Genomic DNA, 15,365 nt, shown 5'->3' on the forward strand with positions numbered 1-15,365 from the left:
CAATGATTGGTTTGCAAACGGACTCGACATAAAATGCAGGCTGTCCCCCTTTACGATGGAATGCGTCATGCCGGTCCTGGTCCGCTTGCTTGCCCTGTGTCTGCCCCTGTTGGTTTCCCTGCCTGGCCTGTGCGGCCCGGCCGCGCCGTTCGATGACAAGTTCCGCCAGCTCGAAGAACTGCTGCCCACGCCGAACACTTATCGCACCGCCTCGGGCGCGCCCGGCCACGCCTACTGGCAGCAGCGCGCCGATTACGTGATCCGCGCCACCCTCGACGAAGAGCGCCGCGCGATTACCGCCAGCGAGCAGATCACCTATCACAACCGCTCGCCCGACAGCCTGGCTTATCTGTGGCTGCAGCTGGACCAGAACGGCCTGCGCAAGGACGCCGACCAGCGCCGCGTGCTCAGTGCGCCGTCGCGCCAGGCCTGGCTCAGCGGCGACGAAGAACTGGCCCTCAAGTTCGAGGACCTGCGCGCCATCCATGCGGGGCGCGAATTCGACGGCGGCTTCAAGCTTGGCGCCATCACCTCGGCCAGCGGCCAGCCGCTGGCGCACGTGGTCAACCAGACCATGCTGCGCATCGACCTGCCGGTGGCGCTGGCGCCGGGCCAGAGCATCACCTTCCATATCGCGTGGTCCTATCTGATCAACGACCAGAAGGTGCTGGTCGAGCGTTCCGGCTACGAGTATTTTGAAGAAGATAAAAACACGATCTTTCAGGTGGCGCAGTGGTTTCCGCGCATGGCCGCCTATTACGACGCCGTTGGCTGGCAGAACAAGCAGTTTCTCGGCTCGGGCGAATTCACGCTCGAATTTGGCGATTACGATTTGTACCTGACGGTACCAAATGACCATGTGGTAGCCGCCACGGGCGAACTGCAAAACCCGCGCGAGGTGCTCTCCAGCGTGCAGCGCGAACGGCTGGCGCGGGCGAAAGCGAGCGACGTGCCGCTGATGGTGATCACGCCGGCGGAAGCGCTGGCGGCGGAAAAAACGCGCAGCACAGCCATGAAAACCTGGCACTACAAGGCGGCCAATGTGCGCGACGCGGCGTGGGCGTCGAGCCGCAAGTTCATCTGGGATGCGCAGGGCGTCAACAGCGGTGGCAAGCGCGTGCTGGCCATGTCCTACTATCCGAACGAAGGCAATCCGCTGTGGCAGCAATACAGCACGCGCGCGGTGGCGCACACCATCGAGCAGTACAACAAGTACAGTTTTGACTATCCGTATCCGGTGGCGCTGTCGGTCAACGGCGCCGTCGGCGGCATGGAGTATCCGATGATCGCCTTTAACGGCGGGCGCCCCGTCAAGGACAAGAAGACGGGCGAACTGACGTATTCCAAAAAGACCAAGTACGACCTGATCGGCGTGATCATCCACGAAGTGGGTCACAATTATTTTCCGATGATCGTCAACTCCGACGAGCGGCAATGGACCTGGATGGACGAGGGCCTGAACTCGTTCGTGCAGTACCTGGCCGAGCAGGCGTGGGAAGACGATTTTCCTTCCTGGAATGGCGAGCCGCGCAAGATCGTCGACTATATGCGCAGCCAGAACCAGGTGCCCATCATGACCAACTCCGAGTCGCTGCTGCAGTTTTCGGCCAACGCCTACGACAAGCCGGCCACGGCGCTCAACATCCTGCGCGAAACCATACTGGGGCGCGAGCTGTTCGACTTCGCCTTCAGGCAGTATGCGCAGCGCTGGAAGTTCAAGCGCCCCACGCCAGCCGATTTTTTCCGCACCATGGAGGACGCTTCCGGCACCGACCTCGACTGGTTCTGGCGCGGCTGGTTCTACACCACCGACGCAGTCGACATCAGCATCGACGGCATCAGCGAATATGGCGTGAGCACCAAAGACCCGGAAATCGAAAAGGCCTGGAAAAAGGCGCAGCACGATGCGCAGCCGCTGTCGATCTCGGCGCAGCGCAACCGCGCGCTGCCGAAGAAAATCGACCAGGACCCTTCCTTGAAAGATTTTTATAACCGCCACGACGATTTCACGGTCACCAACAAGGACCGCAACAGCCATGCCGAAGAGCTGGAAGGGCTGGAGCCGTGGCAGCGCACACTGCTGGCGCAGCGCAACGCCGGCAAGCATTTGTACCTGGTCGACTTTTCCAACCTGGGCGGCCTGGTGATGCCCTTGATCCTCGAGATCGAACTGAAAAGCGGCAAGAAGATCATCGAGCGCGTGCCGGCCGAAGTGTGGCGCTATTCGCCGGCGAAAATCAGCAAGGTGATCGTCACCGACGAGCCGATGGTGGGGCTGGTGCAGGACCCGTACTGGGAGACGGCCGACATCGACACCAGCAACAACGCCTGGCCGCGCAAAATCACGCCATCGCGCCTGGAGTTGTTCAAGCTGGACCGCGACAAGAACAATCTGATGAAGGATTTCAATACGTCGTTGAAGCCAGCCGAGAAGTCCCCGGAAGTAAAACAGTGAAACAGTGACAATGAGTAGCGCCGGCCAGTCCGGCGCTTTTTTCTGCCAGCCCCTGCCGGAAGTGCTATTCTGCGCGACGCCCCGGCCACCATGTTCGGGGCTTAACGCAAATCATTCAAAAGACGACCATGCAAACGATGACTTTCCTGCGCGCCCTGGGCTGTGCGCTGCTGTGCCAGGCCAGCCTGGCCGCGCACGCCGATCCCTTGAGCTATGCGCGCTATGACCAGGTGCGCACGCGCGACCTGCAGCTGGACCTGAAGGCGGACTTCACGCAAAAGACCTTGTCCGGCTACGCCGAGCTGACCCTCAAATGGATCGATCCTGCCGCGCGCACCCTGGTGCTCGATACGCGCGACCTGGCGATCGCCAAAGTGCAGGTGCAGGACCGGCGCGGTGCGTGGCAGATGGCGCCGTTCCAGCTTGACGCCGCCGATGCCGAAAAGGGCCAGGCGCTGCGCATCACCACCACCGGCCAGCCGGAAAAAGTGCGCGTGTACTACCACACGGCGCCGGGCGCCATCGCGCTGCAGTGGCTCACGCCGCAGCAGACCATGTCGGGCAAGCTGCCTTTCATGTTCAGCCAGTCGCAAAACATCAACGCCCGTTCCTGGGTGCCGTCGCAAGATACCCCGGCCGTGCGCTTTACCTACCGTGCGCGCATCGAGGCGCCCGCCGGCATGCGCGTGGTGATGAGCGCCGAGAATGACGAAAAAGCCACCGGCAAAGGCGGCTGGACCTTCCGCATGCCGCAGCCGATTCCGTCCTATCTGCTGGCGATCGCGATCGGCGAACTGGAAGTACGCAAGCTCGGTCCGCGTTCGGCCGTGTATGCCGAGCCGCCGCGCATCAAGGCCGCCGAGTATGAACTGGCCGACACCGAGAAAATGATCAAGGCGGCCGAGTCGCTGTATGGCCCATACCGCTGGGGGCGCTACGACATGATCGTGCTGCCGCCGTCCTTCCCCTATGGCGGCATGGAAAACCCGCGCCTGACCTTTCTGACGCCGACCATGATCGCCGGCGACCGCAGCCTGGTCGACCTGATCGCGCATGAACTGGCGCATTCATGGTCGGGCAACCTGGTCACCAACGCTTCGTGGAAGCACATGTGGCTCAACGAAGGTTTTACCACCTACGTCACCACCCGCATCGTCGAGCAGCTCTATGGCAGCGAGGTGGCGCAGATGGGCGTGCAGGTCGACCAGGAAGAACTGGCCGCAGCGATCAAGGAACTGCCGGCCGCGAAAACGGCGCTCGTCACGCGCGACGCCGACGCCAACCCGGCCGAGACCTATACCGACGACGGCATCATCTATCCGAAAGGCGCCTGGTTCCTGGCCACCATGGAGCGGCGCGCCGGGCGCACCGTGTTCGATGCTTTCCTGCGCGGCTGGTTCGACCAGCATGCCTTCCAGAGCGTGACGACCGACCAGTTCATTGCCTACCTGCGCAAGAACCTGCTGGCGCAGCATCCCGAGGTGATGCCTGACGCTCAATTGAACGAGTGGCTGTACGGCGCCAAAGTGCCGGCCAGCGCCAAACCGGTCATCTCGCCGCGCCTGGCGCTGCTCGACCAGCACCGCGACGCCTGGTTGAAGGGCGCGCTGTCGACCAAAGAGCTGGGCATGGACAGGTGGCTTGCGATTGAATCCATGCATTTTTTGAACGATATCAACGGCCGCGCCAGCGCCGCGCAATTGCGCGAGCTCGACCAGGTGTATGGCGTGGGCAGGAGCGGCAACAATGAAGTGGCCTACCGCTTTTATCTGGCGTCGGTGAACGTCGGCTACGACGTCAGCGCGCCGCTGCAAGCGTTCCTGATGAGCGTGGGCCGCCAGAAGTTCGTGGTGCCGCTGTACGGCGCGCTGATGAAGACGCCGCAGGGCCAGCAATGGGCGAAAGACGTGTATGCCCAGGCACGCGAACGCTACCACCCGGTGACGCAGGAAAGCGTCGACAAATTGATGGCCGCACAAGCACATTGAACCCTATTCGGAACCTGACCATGACCTCCAAGCATTCTCTCCATACCCTTGCCGCCGCCCTCGTACTGGCGTTGTCCGGCGCTGCTTTACCGGCGCTGGCCGCCGATGCTGTCCCTGCCGCGCCTGTCGTGGCCAGCACGCCAGTGCCTGCGTTTGACCTGGCAACCGACGTCAACAGCGCCTTGAAGACTTTTGACGTGCCCGGTATCGCGATCGCCATCGTCAAGGACGGCAAGGTCATTGCCGCCACCGGTTTCGGCGTGCGCAAACTGGGCGAGCCGGCGCCGGTGGACAGCAAGACCCTGTTCGAAGTGGCGTCGAACTCCAAGGGTTTTACGGCCGCCGCGCTGGCCATGCTGGTCGACGAAGGCAAGCTGGCCTGGGATGATCCGGTCACGAAACACCTGCCCGGCTTCCAGATGCACGACTCCTACGTGACGGGCGAGATGACCATCCGCGACCTGCTGACGCACAGGAGTGGCCTGGGCCTGGGCGCGGGCGATCTGCTGTGGTGGCCGACCACCACGTTTTCCACCGACGAGATCATCGAAAAGCTGCGCTATATCCGCCCGGCCACCAGTTTTCGCGCCAGCTACGCGTATGACAATCTGCTCTATATCGTGGCCGGCAAGATCATCGCCGAGAAAACCGGCAAGAGCTGGGGCCAGGCCATGCACGAGCGCATCCTGGCGCCGCTGGGCATGACGGGCACCACCACCAGCCTGGCCGAAAACGCGGGCAATGCCGATGTCGCCAGCGCGCACAGCAAGATCAATGGCAAGCTCGCCGCCGTCAAGTCGATGCCGGTACCGAATGCCGTGGGCGCGGTCGGCATCAACACCAATGCGGAAGATATCGCCAAGTGGATGATGATGCTGCTCGACGGCGGCAAGATTGCCGGCGTGCAGGACAAGGACGGCAAGGATGCGCGCCTGTTCAGCGAAAAGCAGGCCGCAGAATTGTGGACCGCGCAAACCCCCGTCAAGATCGGCGAGCCGAAGCCGGAATTGGCGGCGACCAAACCGAACTTCAGCGCCTACGGCCTGGGCTTCCAGCTGCGCGACTACCAGGGCATGAAAGTGGCCATGCACGGCGGCGCGCTGCAGGGCTTTTATTCGCGCGTGCTGATGGTGCCGCAAGCCAGGCTGGGCGTGGCGATTCTGACCAATGCGGAGAACGGCGGTTCGATGACGGCGCTGCAGTGGCGCATCGTCGACCATTACCTGAACGCCCGGCCGTCGGACTGGATCGCGCTGGTGTCGAAGGTGGAGCAGGACATGCATGCGGAAGAGGTAAAGAAACAGGGCAAGGCGTCAAAAGCGCGCGCCGCGAAATCGCAGCCGTCGCTGCCGCTGGCGTCCTACGACGGCGAGTATGAAGACGCGTGGTATGGCAAGGTGGTGATCGCGCCGCAGGGCAAGAAGCATATCCTGAGCTTTACGCGCACCCCCGACCTGACGGGCGAACTGGAACACTGGCAGCATGACACTTTTATCGTGCGCTGGAAGGAACGCAACTTCAACGCCGACGCCTACGTGACGTTTTCCTTGAAGCCGGACGGCAGCATCGACCGCGTGAAGATGGAGCCGGTATCGGAAGAAACCGACTTCAGCTACGACTTTCAGGATTTGAACCTGGTGCCGGTCAAGGCGAAGGAAGAAAAGAAATAACGGAGAATGCAGAAGGCCACCGCGAGGTGGCCTTCTGCATGGTGATTATGGTTTGACGAATTTCAAGGTCATGCGGTCGCTCTCGCCGATCGCTTCATATTTGGCGCGGTCCACATCCTTGTTGGCATAGGTGGGCGGCAGCGCCCACACGCCGCCTTCGTGGTCGGCCTTGTCTTTCGGGTTGGCGTTGATTTCCGACTTGCCGGCCAGCTTGAAGCCGGCGTTTTCGGCCAGCTTGATCACATACGCTTCATGCATGTAGCCGGTGCTGGCCTTGGCGTCCTGCGCCTTGTTCGCCGGCAGGCGGTGCTCGACGACGCCGAACACGCCGCCCGGTTTCAGGCTGTCATGGACCTGGCTGAACAGCACCTTCAAGCCCTCGTCGCCGATCGGGATCCAGTTGTGGATATTGCGGAAGGTCAGCACCATGTCGGCCGTGCCTTTCGGTGCGATGCGGTAGGTGGTCGGTGGCGCAAAGGCGCCGATTTTCACCTTGTCGAAGGCGGCAGGGTTGGCGTCGAGTTTTTGCTGGAAGCGGGCGGCGCTGCGGCGCGCGCCTTCGCTGCCTTGCGGGTCGCTGCCGGCGGCAATCAAGCTGCCCTGCTCGCGCAGATAGGGCGCCAGGATTTCGGTGTACCAGCCGCCGCCCGGCGCCAGTTCGACCACCGTCATGGTTGGCTTGATGCCGAAAAAGCGCAAGGTTTCATACGGATGACGCTCGCCATCGCGCGCCACGTTGGCGGGCAGGCGCGCGCTGCCGGCAATGGCCGCCTTCAAAGCCGCGTCGCCATTCTCTGCGGCAAGCGCCGCGCCACCCACCAATGCCATTGCCGCGCCCAGGGCGGTGGTCAGGATTACTCGCTTGATCATCATCTGCTCCATTCATGATTGTGTGTTGCTGGCGATCGCCATCAAGGTCGATCATCAGGCAAGCACGCTGGCCGGTCAAGCGTATTCGCGCGCCCAATCCTTGACGTACGCCGGTGTCTCGCTGGTACAGAGCAGGTCGGCGACGGCCGGGCCACGGCCGTGCACAAAAGGCAGTTCCCCGGTCCAGACTGCGTGCGCCATATCGCCGGCGTCGTCGAGCGGGCCGCCCTTGCGTTGCTTGACGGCGCATTCCAGCGGCGCGATGCGCAGCACGGTGGTGGCGGCGTATTCCTTGGCGCTGCCAGCGCGCACGTGCGCCTGGCGGCCCGGCGCCAGCTTGTCCATCAGCGCTTCCATCGCCACATGCTGCTGGGCCATGTCGTCCACTTTTTCGAACTGCCCGTAGATCATCGCCGAACGGTAGTTCATCGTATGGTTGAAGGCCGAACGCGCCAGCACCAGGGCGTCGAGGTGGGTGATGGTCACGCAGGCATCGCCGTCCTTGAGCAGTTGCCTGAGCATGCGGCTGCCGTTCGAGCCATGGATGTACAGATGGCCGTCGATGCGCCAGCAGGCGGTAGGGATGCAGTGGCTGCCGTGCTCGTCGCCAAAGGCGATATGGCACAGGTAGGCGTCGTCGATAATGGCGTGCAGGGTGGCCTGCTCGTAGCTGGCCAGTTCGGCCACTCGGCGCACGCGGGTACGCAGGCTGGGCGGGGTAGGAAGGTTCACGGAATTTGTCATGGCGGTGCTCCTGCAAATGATGGGCAAGGCTGCACTATAATCGCTGTCTGGTTCTGAAAAAAGATCCAGCAGTGATGAATATTCTGGAGCCACGAAAGGGGCCGCTACCTTGGACTACAGTGTCTTGTTGACCGCCTTCGAGCGCGCGCACCGCGAACGGCGCTGGCCGCGCCAGCGCCTGCTGCATGAATGCCTGCGCGCGGCGATTCGCGGCGGCCAGCTGGCGCCGGGCACGCGCCTGGCCGCCACGCGCGTGCTGGCCGCCGAATTGGGCGTGGCGCGCAATACGGTGCTGTACGCCTATGAGCAGCTGGCCAGCGAAGGCTTTGTGCTGCCGGACCGGCGCGGCACCGTGGTGGCGGGAACGGCCGGCGTGCAACTGGCGCCACCGGCCGCCGGCAGCCTTGACGGCCTGTCGCGCCGCGCGCGCCACCTGCGCGGCGTCGGTGAACACGATGCCAATGCGTCACTGGTGTTTCCTGCCGATGCGATGGGCGCGTTTGCGCCCGGCGTGCCGGCGCTCGACGAGTTTCCGCTGGCGCAGTGGCGGCGCATGCTGGAGCGCGCCTGGCGCGCGCTCACGCCGCGCCAGCTCAATTACGGCGATCCGGCCGGCGAGCCGCAGCTGCGCATTGCCATTGCCGACCATCTGCGCGCCGCGCGCGGCGTGGTGTGCGATGCCTCGCAGGTGTTCATCACCGATGGCACGCAGAGCAGCCTGGATGTGTGCCTGCGCGCCTTTGCCGACCAGGGCGATACCCTGTGGATCGAGCATCCCGGTTATGGCGGCGCGCTGGCGGCCGGCCGCGGCGCCGGCCTGCAGGTGACGGGCATACCTGTCGATCTTGATGGCATGGCGCCGACGGACGAGGACTGGCAACGATATCGGCCACGCCTGATCTACACCACGCCCTCGCACCAGTACCCGACCGGCAGCGTGCTCAGTCCCGCGCGGCGCATGTCGCTGCTCGAACGCGCGCGCGCGGTGGGCGCCTTGATCATCGAAGACGATTACGACAGCGAGTTTCGCCATGGCGGGCCGCCCCTGGCTGCCATGCAGGGGCTGGTGGCGCAGGCGCCGGTGGTCTACCTGGGCACCTTCAGCAAGACCATGTTTCCCGCCTTGCGCATCGCCTTTGTGGTGGTGCCGGCGGCGCTGGCCGCCGCGTTCGGGCAGATGCAGGCGCAGGGCGCCGTGCGCGGGCGCGTGGCCGAACAACTGGCGCTGGCCGAGTTTTTGCGCAGCGGCCTGTTTGCGCGCCATGTGCGCCGCATGCGCCGGCTGTACCGGCAGCGCCGCGATGCCTTGAGCGAGGCGCTGGCGCGCCATGCCGGCGCCGGCGCCGCCATCCATGGCGGCTCGGCCGGCATGCACCTGGCGCTGCGCTTCGACGACCCCGCATGGGACGACCTGGCGCTGAGCCGGCGCGCCGCGCAGGACGGCATCGTGGCGCTGGCGCTGTCGGCGCACGCTACGGACGAGCGGGCCGGCTGGAACGGTTTCCTGCTTGGCTATGCGCAGGTACCGGCCGGGCACATGGATGGCCTGGCGCGCCGCCTGGCCGCGCTGCTGCCCGCATGAGGCTGCCGTCTTACTGCTGGTCCAGCATCCACTGCTTCAAGCCGTTGACCCAGTTCTTGGCCGGCAGGTTGAACTGTTTCTTGATGGTTGCCGCACGTTCATACAGCTCGCTGAAGTCGAGCAACGGCGACTTTTTAAACGCCAGCACGACGATGTTTTCGTCTTCCACTTCAGGCACCCAGACGACGGCGTCGAACACCAGTTCCATCGCCTGCAGGTTCTTGTCGTAGTTGGGAAAGTCGCCGAACACATTGGTGCACATGATGCCGTCGTCGGTCAGGCAGTCAGCGCAGGCCTGGTAGAATTCAAGCGTGTCGAGCACGGGGCCGCGCGCTTGCTCGTCGTACAGGTCGACCTGCAGCACGTCGACCGTGCCGTGGTTGGCCCGGTCGAGCACGAAGTCGAGCGCATTCATTTCGCGCACGTCGAGGCGATCGTCGTTCGGCGGCAGCGCGAACTGGGCGCCGCACAGGGCGATCACGTTGGGATTGAGTTCGATCGCCGTCACGGTGGCGCCGGGAAAGCGGCGGTAGCTGAACTTGGTCAGCGCGGCGCTGCCCAGGCCCAGCTGCACGATGCGTTTTGGCTCGCTCTTGAACAGCATCCACATCATCATCATCTGCACGTATTCGAGCTCGATGGCGTCGGGTTTGTCCAGGCGCATGGCGCCCTGCACCCATTTGGTTCCCAGGTGCATGTAGCGGATACCGCGGTGCTGTGTGATGGTGGCCGGCGGGTGGCCGGGATGGCTGAAGGCGGCGTTGGTGTTGGAGGTAAATTCGATGGTCATGTCGCCAGTGTAGCAGCCGGCAGTATCATGACCACGGCCAGGCCGCCGCCGTCGCGGTTGGACAGGGTGATGCGTCCGCCGTGGGCTTCGGCGATTTCGCGCGCCAGCGCCAGCCCCAGGCCGGTGCCGCTGCGCTTGGTGGAGTAGAACGGCACCAGCGCGTTTTCCAGTACGGCGCCGCTCATGCCCGGCCCCCGGTCGCGCACTTCGATGCGCAGCATGCCCTGCGCATGGCTCACGTGCAGGCCGATCTTGTCCGCTGGCGAACCGGATTCCAGTGCATTTTTCAGCAGGTTGAGCAGCGCCTGCTGCAGCTGCGCCGCGTCGAACATGGCCGGCTGCGCGGGTGGTTCGCCCTCGAGCGTGAAGACCGCCTGCGCCGCCAGGCTGTCGAGAAACGGCGGCCAGGCGCAACTGGCCAGGCGTGGCGCGGGCAGCTTGGCAAAGCGCGCGTAGCCGAGGATAAAGCTTTCCAGGTGGCGCGTGCGCTCCTCGATGGTGGCGAGGATTTGCGGCAGCCGTTCGGTCTGGCCGCGCCGCACCAGCTCGGCGCCCGAATGGGCCAGCGAGGCCAGCGGCGCGAGCGAATTGTTCAGCTCATGGCTGATCACGCGGATGACTTTTTTCCAGGTCCGCACTTCCTGGCGCCGCAACTCCAGCGTCAACTGGCGCAGCAGCAGCAGCTCATGGCGGCGCCCGTTCAGGCTGAAGCTGCGCCGGGCCAGGTGATACACCTCTTCCTGCTCGCCTTCGCCGCTGGAGAATAAGGTATCAACCCGGCCGTCGTTGCCGCGCGCCAGCGCTTCGGCCAGGGCCGGCGCCGCCTCGCTGACGATGTCGGACAGATGCCGCCCTTCGAGCCGGCGGCCGTGGTGCAGCAGCTGGCGCGCGGCCAGGTTGGCGTAGACGATGGCGCTGCCGTCGGCCACCAGCAGCATGGCCACGGGCGTGTTCTGCACCATGGTGTCGAGCAGCAGTTCGCGCTGCACCAGGTCCAGGCGCTGCTTGCGCAGCACGCTGCCCAGCGCATTGTGGGCCGCCACCAGGTCGGCCAGTTCATCGTTCTGCGGCCAGCTCAGGCTGAAACCGAAGTCGCCGTCCTGGTAGCTGGCCACCGTACCCGACAGGGCGCGAAACAGCGACAGCATCGCCTGCAGCTGGGCGCGGATGGTGATGATGGCCACCGGCAGCACGCACAGCAGGGTGGCGCCCAGCACCAGCAGCGGCTGGCCCGGGAAATAATGCGCGAGCAGCAGGGCGATGGCCACCCCCAGCACCAGCAGGGTGGCCACCAGCGCCGTCCAGCGCGTGAGCAGCGAGAGGCGCATGGTCTTCGGTGCCATCAGCCGCGCGCGATGCCCAGGCGCTCCATGCGCCGGTACAGGGCCTGGCGCGACAGGCCCAGTTCCTGCGCCGCCTGCGCCACCACGCCATGCGCGCGCGCCAGCGCGTCGATGACGCTGTCGCGGTCCGGTTCCAGCGCGGCCGCTGGCGCGATGGGCGCGGCTGGCAAGCCCAGCTCGGGCGCGTGGATCACGCTGCCGGCCGTCAGCAGACTGGCGCGCTGCATGACGTTTTTCAGCTCGCGCACATTGCCAGGCCAGCCGTGCGCCAGCAGCACCGCCTGGGCCTGCGCGTCCAGGGTTTTTTCGGCGCCCAGGAAATGCCGCGCCAGCACCAGGATATCGAGCGGGCGCTGGGCCAGCGGCGGCAAGCGCAGCTCGATCACGTTGAGGCGGTAGAACAGGTCTTCGCGGAAGGTGCCGGCACGTATCATCGCCGCCAGGTCGGCATTGCTGGCGCTGATGATCCTTACCTTGACTTGCCGCTCGCGGTTCGATCCCAGGCGCTCGAAGCGGCCGGTCTCCAGCACGCGCAGCAGTTTCATCTGCCCGGCCAGCGGCAGGTTGCCGATCTCGTCGAGGAACAGGGTGCCGCCGTCGGCCGCGTCGAACTTGCCGTCGCGCGCGCGGGTCGAGCCCGTATAGGCGCCCGCTTCGGCGCCGAACAGTTCGGCTTCGATCAGCTCGACCGGCACGGCGCCGCAATTGAGCACCACGAAGGGGCCGTGCGCCACCAGCGAATTGGCTTGCACGATGGCGGCGATGCGCTCCTTGCCGCTGCCGTTCGGGCCGGAGATCAGCACCGGCACGTCGGCGCGCGCCACCTGGCAGGCCAGGTGCACCACGCGCTCGGTGGCCGCGTCCTGCCACACCATGCCGCGCAAATCGAACGCGTCTTCCAGCGCATGGCGCTGGCGCTGTTCGGCCACCACGCGCGCGCGCAAGGCGCGGTTGGCCTGGCCCAGCTCCAGCAGGTTGCGCACGCTGGCCACCAGGCGCCGGTCATCCCAGGGCTTGGCCAGGTAGTCGGCCGCGCCCGACTTGATCAGGTCGACGGCCGCATCGAGCTGGGTCCAGGCGGTGAGCAAAATCACCGGCAGGTCGGGGTAGCGCGCGCGGATCGCGTGGAACAGCGCGGCGCCTTCCTCGCCCGAGGTGGTGTCGGCCGAAAAGTTCATGTCCTGCACCACCAGGTCGACGGCATGGCGTTCGAGCAGCGCCAGGCCCGCTTCGGGCGTGGCGGCGCTGATGGCGTCGATCTCGTGCAGGGAAAACAGCACTTCGAGCGCGATCGCCACGGCGGCATGGTCGTCAATAATCAGTACGGTAGGCATGCGCGCAGCATAACATTTCAAGTGCTGCGGGTGGCGGTGGCCGGCGAAATGCTGGCCGCGCGCCAGGCCGGCCCATACACGGCGCCCACCCCCAGCAGCCAGAACACGATGGCGCCGGCCAGCAGGTAGCCGGGCGGCAGGCGCGCCATTTCCAGTTGGCTCACCAATAGGTGGTTCAGGCCCAGCGCCAGCAGCACGCCAGCGGCCACGCCGACGCTGGTGATCATGAAATTTTCGGTCAGGAAATAGCGCAAAATATCGATGCGGCGTGCGCCGAGCGCGCGCCGCACGCCGATCTGTTTCGTGCGCTGCGACACCCACAGGCTGGCGATGCCGACGATGCCGCTGGCGGTGACCAGCAGCAGCAGGGTCGACACGGCGATCAGCATCCATGACAGCGCGCGGTCTGCCCGATAGCGCTTGTCGCGTTCTTCAATCAGGGTGCGCACGCGCACGATGACGTCGCCAGGAGAGGCGGCGCGGATCGCCTGTTCGGCGTCTTTCATCACGCGGTCGCGCTGGCCCCTTTCGGCGCGCACGGTAAACAGGGTGTCGCTGTCACCCGTCAGGCGCACCGGCGTCAGCATGGAATATTCACCGCGCTGGCCCGTCTCGGCGCCTTGCGTCTGCAGCCGTTCGACCACGCCGACCACTTGCAGTTGCTGCGCGCCGACGCCGCTGCCCATGAACACGGGCTGGTTCAGCATGCTGCCGCCACCGGGATGAAGCTTGTTGGCCAGCGCACGCGTGATGATGACCTGCGGCGGAAAGTCTTCCGTCACGTTCTGGTCGATTTCGGCGATTTCAGCGGGCGTGAAGTCGCGTCCCTCTGCCAGTTGCAAGCCCCAGGTATTGATCAGCGAATCGGGCGTGATGTAGACGGCGGTCGGGGTGGTATTTTTTTGCTCGCTGCGGTTGGCCGACAGGCCGGTGGTGCTGCCGCTGCGCGACATCGGTATCTGGCTCACCTGCGCCACTGACACCACGCCGGGTACGGCGCGCAGCACGGCCGTCTGGCGTTTTTGCAGCGCCAGTTGTTCGTTATGGCCGGCTGGTCGCATATTGCGCGCCAGCAAGCTGAACACCTCTTGCTCGGCCACTACGCCGCTGGGCCGGGCCGCCACTTGCTGGCGTACGTTGACGATGTGCAGCGCATTGGCCAGGATGGCCAGGCTCAGCGCAACCTGCATTGCCACCAGGATGGCACCGGTTTTGCTGCGCATCAGCGCAGACAGGATGGGACGAATTTCCATGATCGGTCTCGTTGTAAGAAAGATTTATTGCGACTTGAGCTGTATCGCCGGGGTCACCTGGCAGGCGCGCCAGGTGGGCAGCAGTCCCGCCAGGATGGCGGCGCCGACCGAGACAACAAAGGTCAGCGCCAGCATCTGCCAGTCCATGTGGGCCACTACCGTCAGCTGGCGCGACTGCATGCCGATCAGCGCCAGCGCACCGTAGGCCAGCAGCAGGCCCAGCACGCCGCCAGCCAGGCCGATGACGGTGGTTTCTACCAGGAACTGGCGGAAGATATCGGTGCGTGACGCGCCCAGCGCACGGCGGATGCCCACTTCGGCGGCGCGCACGGAAAACTTCGCCAGCAGCAGGCCGATGGTGTTAACCAGACACAGCGTGAGGAAGCCGAAAGCCAGCCAGGCCGACAGGCGATTGTCGTTGCCGACCACGTTCAGGTGCGCCAGCCACTCGTCGATGTTGAACAGCAAATTGGGGGCATTGCGCTTCAGGCGGCCCAGCTTGCGCTGCTCCTGTGCATAGCTGTCAAGGTAGCTTTGCAGTTCGCCGCGCTGGCCGTCATGCGCCATTTCGAACCAGAATTGTAGCCAGGTGCATTCGGAATCGAGCGTGCCTTGGTAGCCTGCCGCACGGTCGCCGTCGCAGCTCATGCTGCCGTCATGCGTGCTCTGGTGGCGGATCGCGCTGGTGAAGGGAATGAAGAATTCGTCTTCGCTGCCAAAGGCGCTGCTGCCGATGATGCGGTGGACGCGCGGTACCGGCTCCCAGGTATCGAGCACGCCCGCGATCTGGTAGGGAAAACCCAGCAAGGTCATGCGCTGGCCGACCGGATTGGCGTTGCCATACAGTTTTTCGGCCAGCTTGCGCGACAGCACCACCACATCGGCGCCGGCCGCGTCGTCGGCCGCGCTCCACGGCTGGCCATGTCGGAACGGCGTGTCGAACATGGCGAAGAAATCGCGGTAGGCGGCCAGGCCGTGGCTGGTGAAGGCGCCGATATCCTTGCGAGCCGGCTCGACCGGCCCGCCGACGCCATACATCACGCTGCGCCGCTCGCCGATCTTGCTGCTCTGCAGATTGACGGCATCGCGGTAGCTGAGTTGGTTATCGCCGGACTTGTTGCCGGGCGTGTAGCCAGACAGCGAGCCATTATCGAGCAGCGGCACGAACAGGCGGTCGCTCTTGTGCGGCAGCGGATTGCCCGACATCACGTGCAGGATGGTAACCGTCGATACGCTGGCGGCCACGCCAACGGCCAGCGTCAGTATCATCAGCGCGGTCAGGGCGCGGTTGCGGCGCAGGCTGCGCAGGCCCAGCTTGAAATAGTAGTCGAACATG

General features: G+C 64.9%; 11 protein-coding genes. 4 read left to right on the plus strand and 7 right to left on the minus strand.

Going from position 1 to position 15,365, the window contains the following annotated elements:
• Nucleotides 1–67 precede the first annotated feature (67 nt).
• The 3 genes from CD932_RS12540 to CD932_RS12550 all read left to right on the plus strand — a co-directional run bounded on the left by CD932_RS12540 (nt 68) and on the right by CD932_RS12550 (nt 6,113).
• Nucleotides 68–2,455, plus strand: coding sequence for a M1 family metallopeptidase (locus CD932_RS12540; RefSeq protein WP_094442933.1), 2,388 nt, complete (start codon nt 68–70; stop codon nt 2,453–2,455).
• A 128-nt stretch (nt 2,456–2,583) separates the two neighbouring features.
• Nucleotides 2,584–4,443 carry a M1 family metallopeptidase gene (locus tag CD932_RS12545; RefSeq protein ID WP_094442934.1) on the plus strand — a complete coding sequence of 620 codons (1,860 nt, stop codon included), beginning with the start codon at nt 2,584–2,586 and terminating at the stop codon, nt 4,441–4,443.
• Between the two features lie 20 nt (nt 4,444–4,463).
• Nucleotides 4,464–6,113: a serine hydrolase gene (locus tag CD932_RS12550; RefSeq protein ID WP_094442935.1), complete on the plus strand. Its 1,650-nt coding sequence runs from the start codon at nt 4,464–4,466 to the stop codon at nt 6,111–6,113.
• 45 nt (nt 6,114–6,158) lie between these two features.
• On the opposite strand, the gene CD932_RS12555 is transcribed toward CD932_RS12550, so the two are convergent.
• Nucleotides 6,159–6,983 (minus strand): class I SAM-dependent methyltransferase, encoded by an 825-nt coding sequence (locus CD932_RS12555; RefSeq protein ID WP_094443617.1) that lies wholly within the window; start codon nt 6,981–6,983, stop codon nt 6,159–6,161.
• 75 nt (nt 6,984–7,058) lie between these two features.
• The gene (locus tag CD932_RS12560; RefSeq protein WP_094442936.1) at nt 7,059–7,727 is read right to left on the minus strand and encodes a pyridoxamine 5'-phosphate oxidase family protein; all 669 of its coding nucleotides are present in this window, start codon (nt 7,725–7,727) and stop codon (nt 7,059–7,061) included.
• 109 nt (nt 7,728–7,836) lie between these two features.
• On the opposite strand from CD932_RS12560, the gene CD932_RS12565 reads away from it, so the two are divergent.
• Entirely contained in the window at nt 7,837–9,309 is a 1,473-nt protein-coding gene (locus tag CD932_RS12565; protein WP_094442937.1) for a PLP-dependent aminotransferase family protein, read from the plus strand.
• A 10-nt stretch (nt 9,310–9,319) separates the two neighbouring features.
• On the opposite strand, the gene CD932_RS12570 is transcribed toward CD932_RS12565, so the two are convergent.
• The 5 genes from CD932_RS12570 to CD932_RS12590 are packed head-to-tail and all read right to left on the minus strand — an operon-like array spanning nt 9,320 to nt 15,364.
• Nucleotides 9,320–10,099 (minus strand): spermidine synthase, encoded by a 780-nt coding sequence (locus CD932_RS12570; protein ID WP_094442938.1) that lies wholly within the window; start codon nt 10,097–10,099, stop codon nt 9,320–9,322.
• Nucleotides 10,096–11,442, minus strand: coding sequence for a PAS domain-containing sensor histidine kinase (locus CD932_RS12575; protein ID WP_094442939.1), 1,347 nt, complete (start codon nt 11,440–11,442; stop codon nt 10,096–10,098). The genes CD932_RS12570 and CD932_RS12575 overlap by 4 nt, the downstream gene beginning before the upstream one ends.
• Nucleotides 11,442–12,776, minus strand: coding sequence for a sigma-54 dependent transcriptional regulator (locus tag CD932_RS12580; RefSeq protein WP_094442940.1), 1,335 nt, complete (start codon nt 12,774–12,776; stop codon nt 11,442–11,444). The genes CD932_RS12575 and CD932_RS12580 overlap by 1 nt, the downstream gene beginning before the upstream one ends.
• A 17-nt stretch (nt 12,777–12,793) precedes the next feature.
• On the minus strand, nt 12,794–14,029 hold the full coding sequence (locus tag CD932_RS12585) for an ABC transporter permease (protein ID WP_094442941.1): 1,236 nt from the start codon (nt 14,027–14,029) through the stop codon (nt 12,794–12,796).
• Between the two features lie 24 nt (nt 14,030–14,053).
• The gene (locus CD932_RS12590) at nt 14,054–15,364 is read right to left on the minus strand and encodes an ABC transporter permease (protein WP_094442942.1); all 1,311 of its coding nucleotides are present in this window, start codon (nt 15,362–15,364) and stop codon (nt 14,054–14,056) included.
• Nucleotide 15,365: the final 1 nt, after the last annotated feature.

This window comes from Janthinobacterium sp. PC23-8 (genome assembly GCF_002250505.1).
Lineage (GTDB): Bacteria > Pseudomonadota > Gammaproteobacteria > Burkholderiales > Burkholderiaceae_D > Janthinobacterium.

Coding starts and splice junctions, on each gene's coding strand:
- CD932_RS12540 (WP_094442933.1), top strand. CDS start 68: ATGCCGGTCCTGGTCCGCTTGCTTGCCCTGTGTCTGCCCCTGTTGGTT.
- CD932_RS12545 (WP_094442934.1), top strand. CDS start 2,584: ATGCAAACGATGACTTTCCTGCGCGCCCTGGGCTGTGCGCTGCTGTGC.
- CD932_RS12550 (WP_094442935.1), top strand. CDS start 4,464: ATGACCTCCAAGCATTCTCTCCATACCCTTGCCGCCGCCCTCGTACTG.
- CD932_RS12555 (WP_094443617.1), bottom strand. CDS start 6,983: ATGATCAAGCGAGTAATCCTGACCACCGCCCTGGGCGCGGCAATGGCA.
- CD932_RS12560 (WP_094442936.1), bottom strand. CDS start 7,727: ATGACAAATTCCGTGAACCTTCCTACCCCGCCCAGCCTGCGTACCCGC.
- CD932_RS12570 (WP_094442938.1), bottom strand. CDS start 10,099: ATGACCATCGAATTTACCTCCAACACCAACGCCGCCTTCAGCCATCCC.
- CD932_RS12575 (WP_094442939.1), bottom strand. CDS start 11,442: ATGGCACCGAAGACCATGCGCCTCTCGCTGCTCACGCGCTGGACGGCG.
- CD932_RS12580 (WP_094442940.1), bottom strand. CDS start 12,776: ATGCCTACCGTACTGATTATTGACGACCATGCCGCCGTGGCGATCGCG.
- CD932_RS12585 (WP_094442941.1), bottom strand. CDS start 14,029: ATGGAAATTCGTCCCATCCTGTCTGCGCTGATGCGCAGCAAAACCGGT.
- CD932_RS12590 (WP_094442942.1), bottom strand. CDS start 15,364: ATGTTCGACTACTATTTCAAGCTGGGCCTGCGCAGCCTGCGCCGCAAC.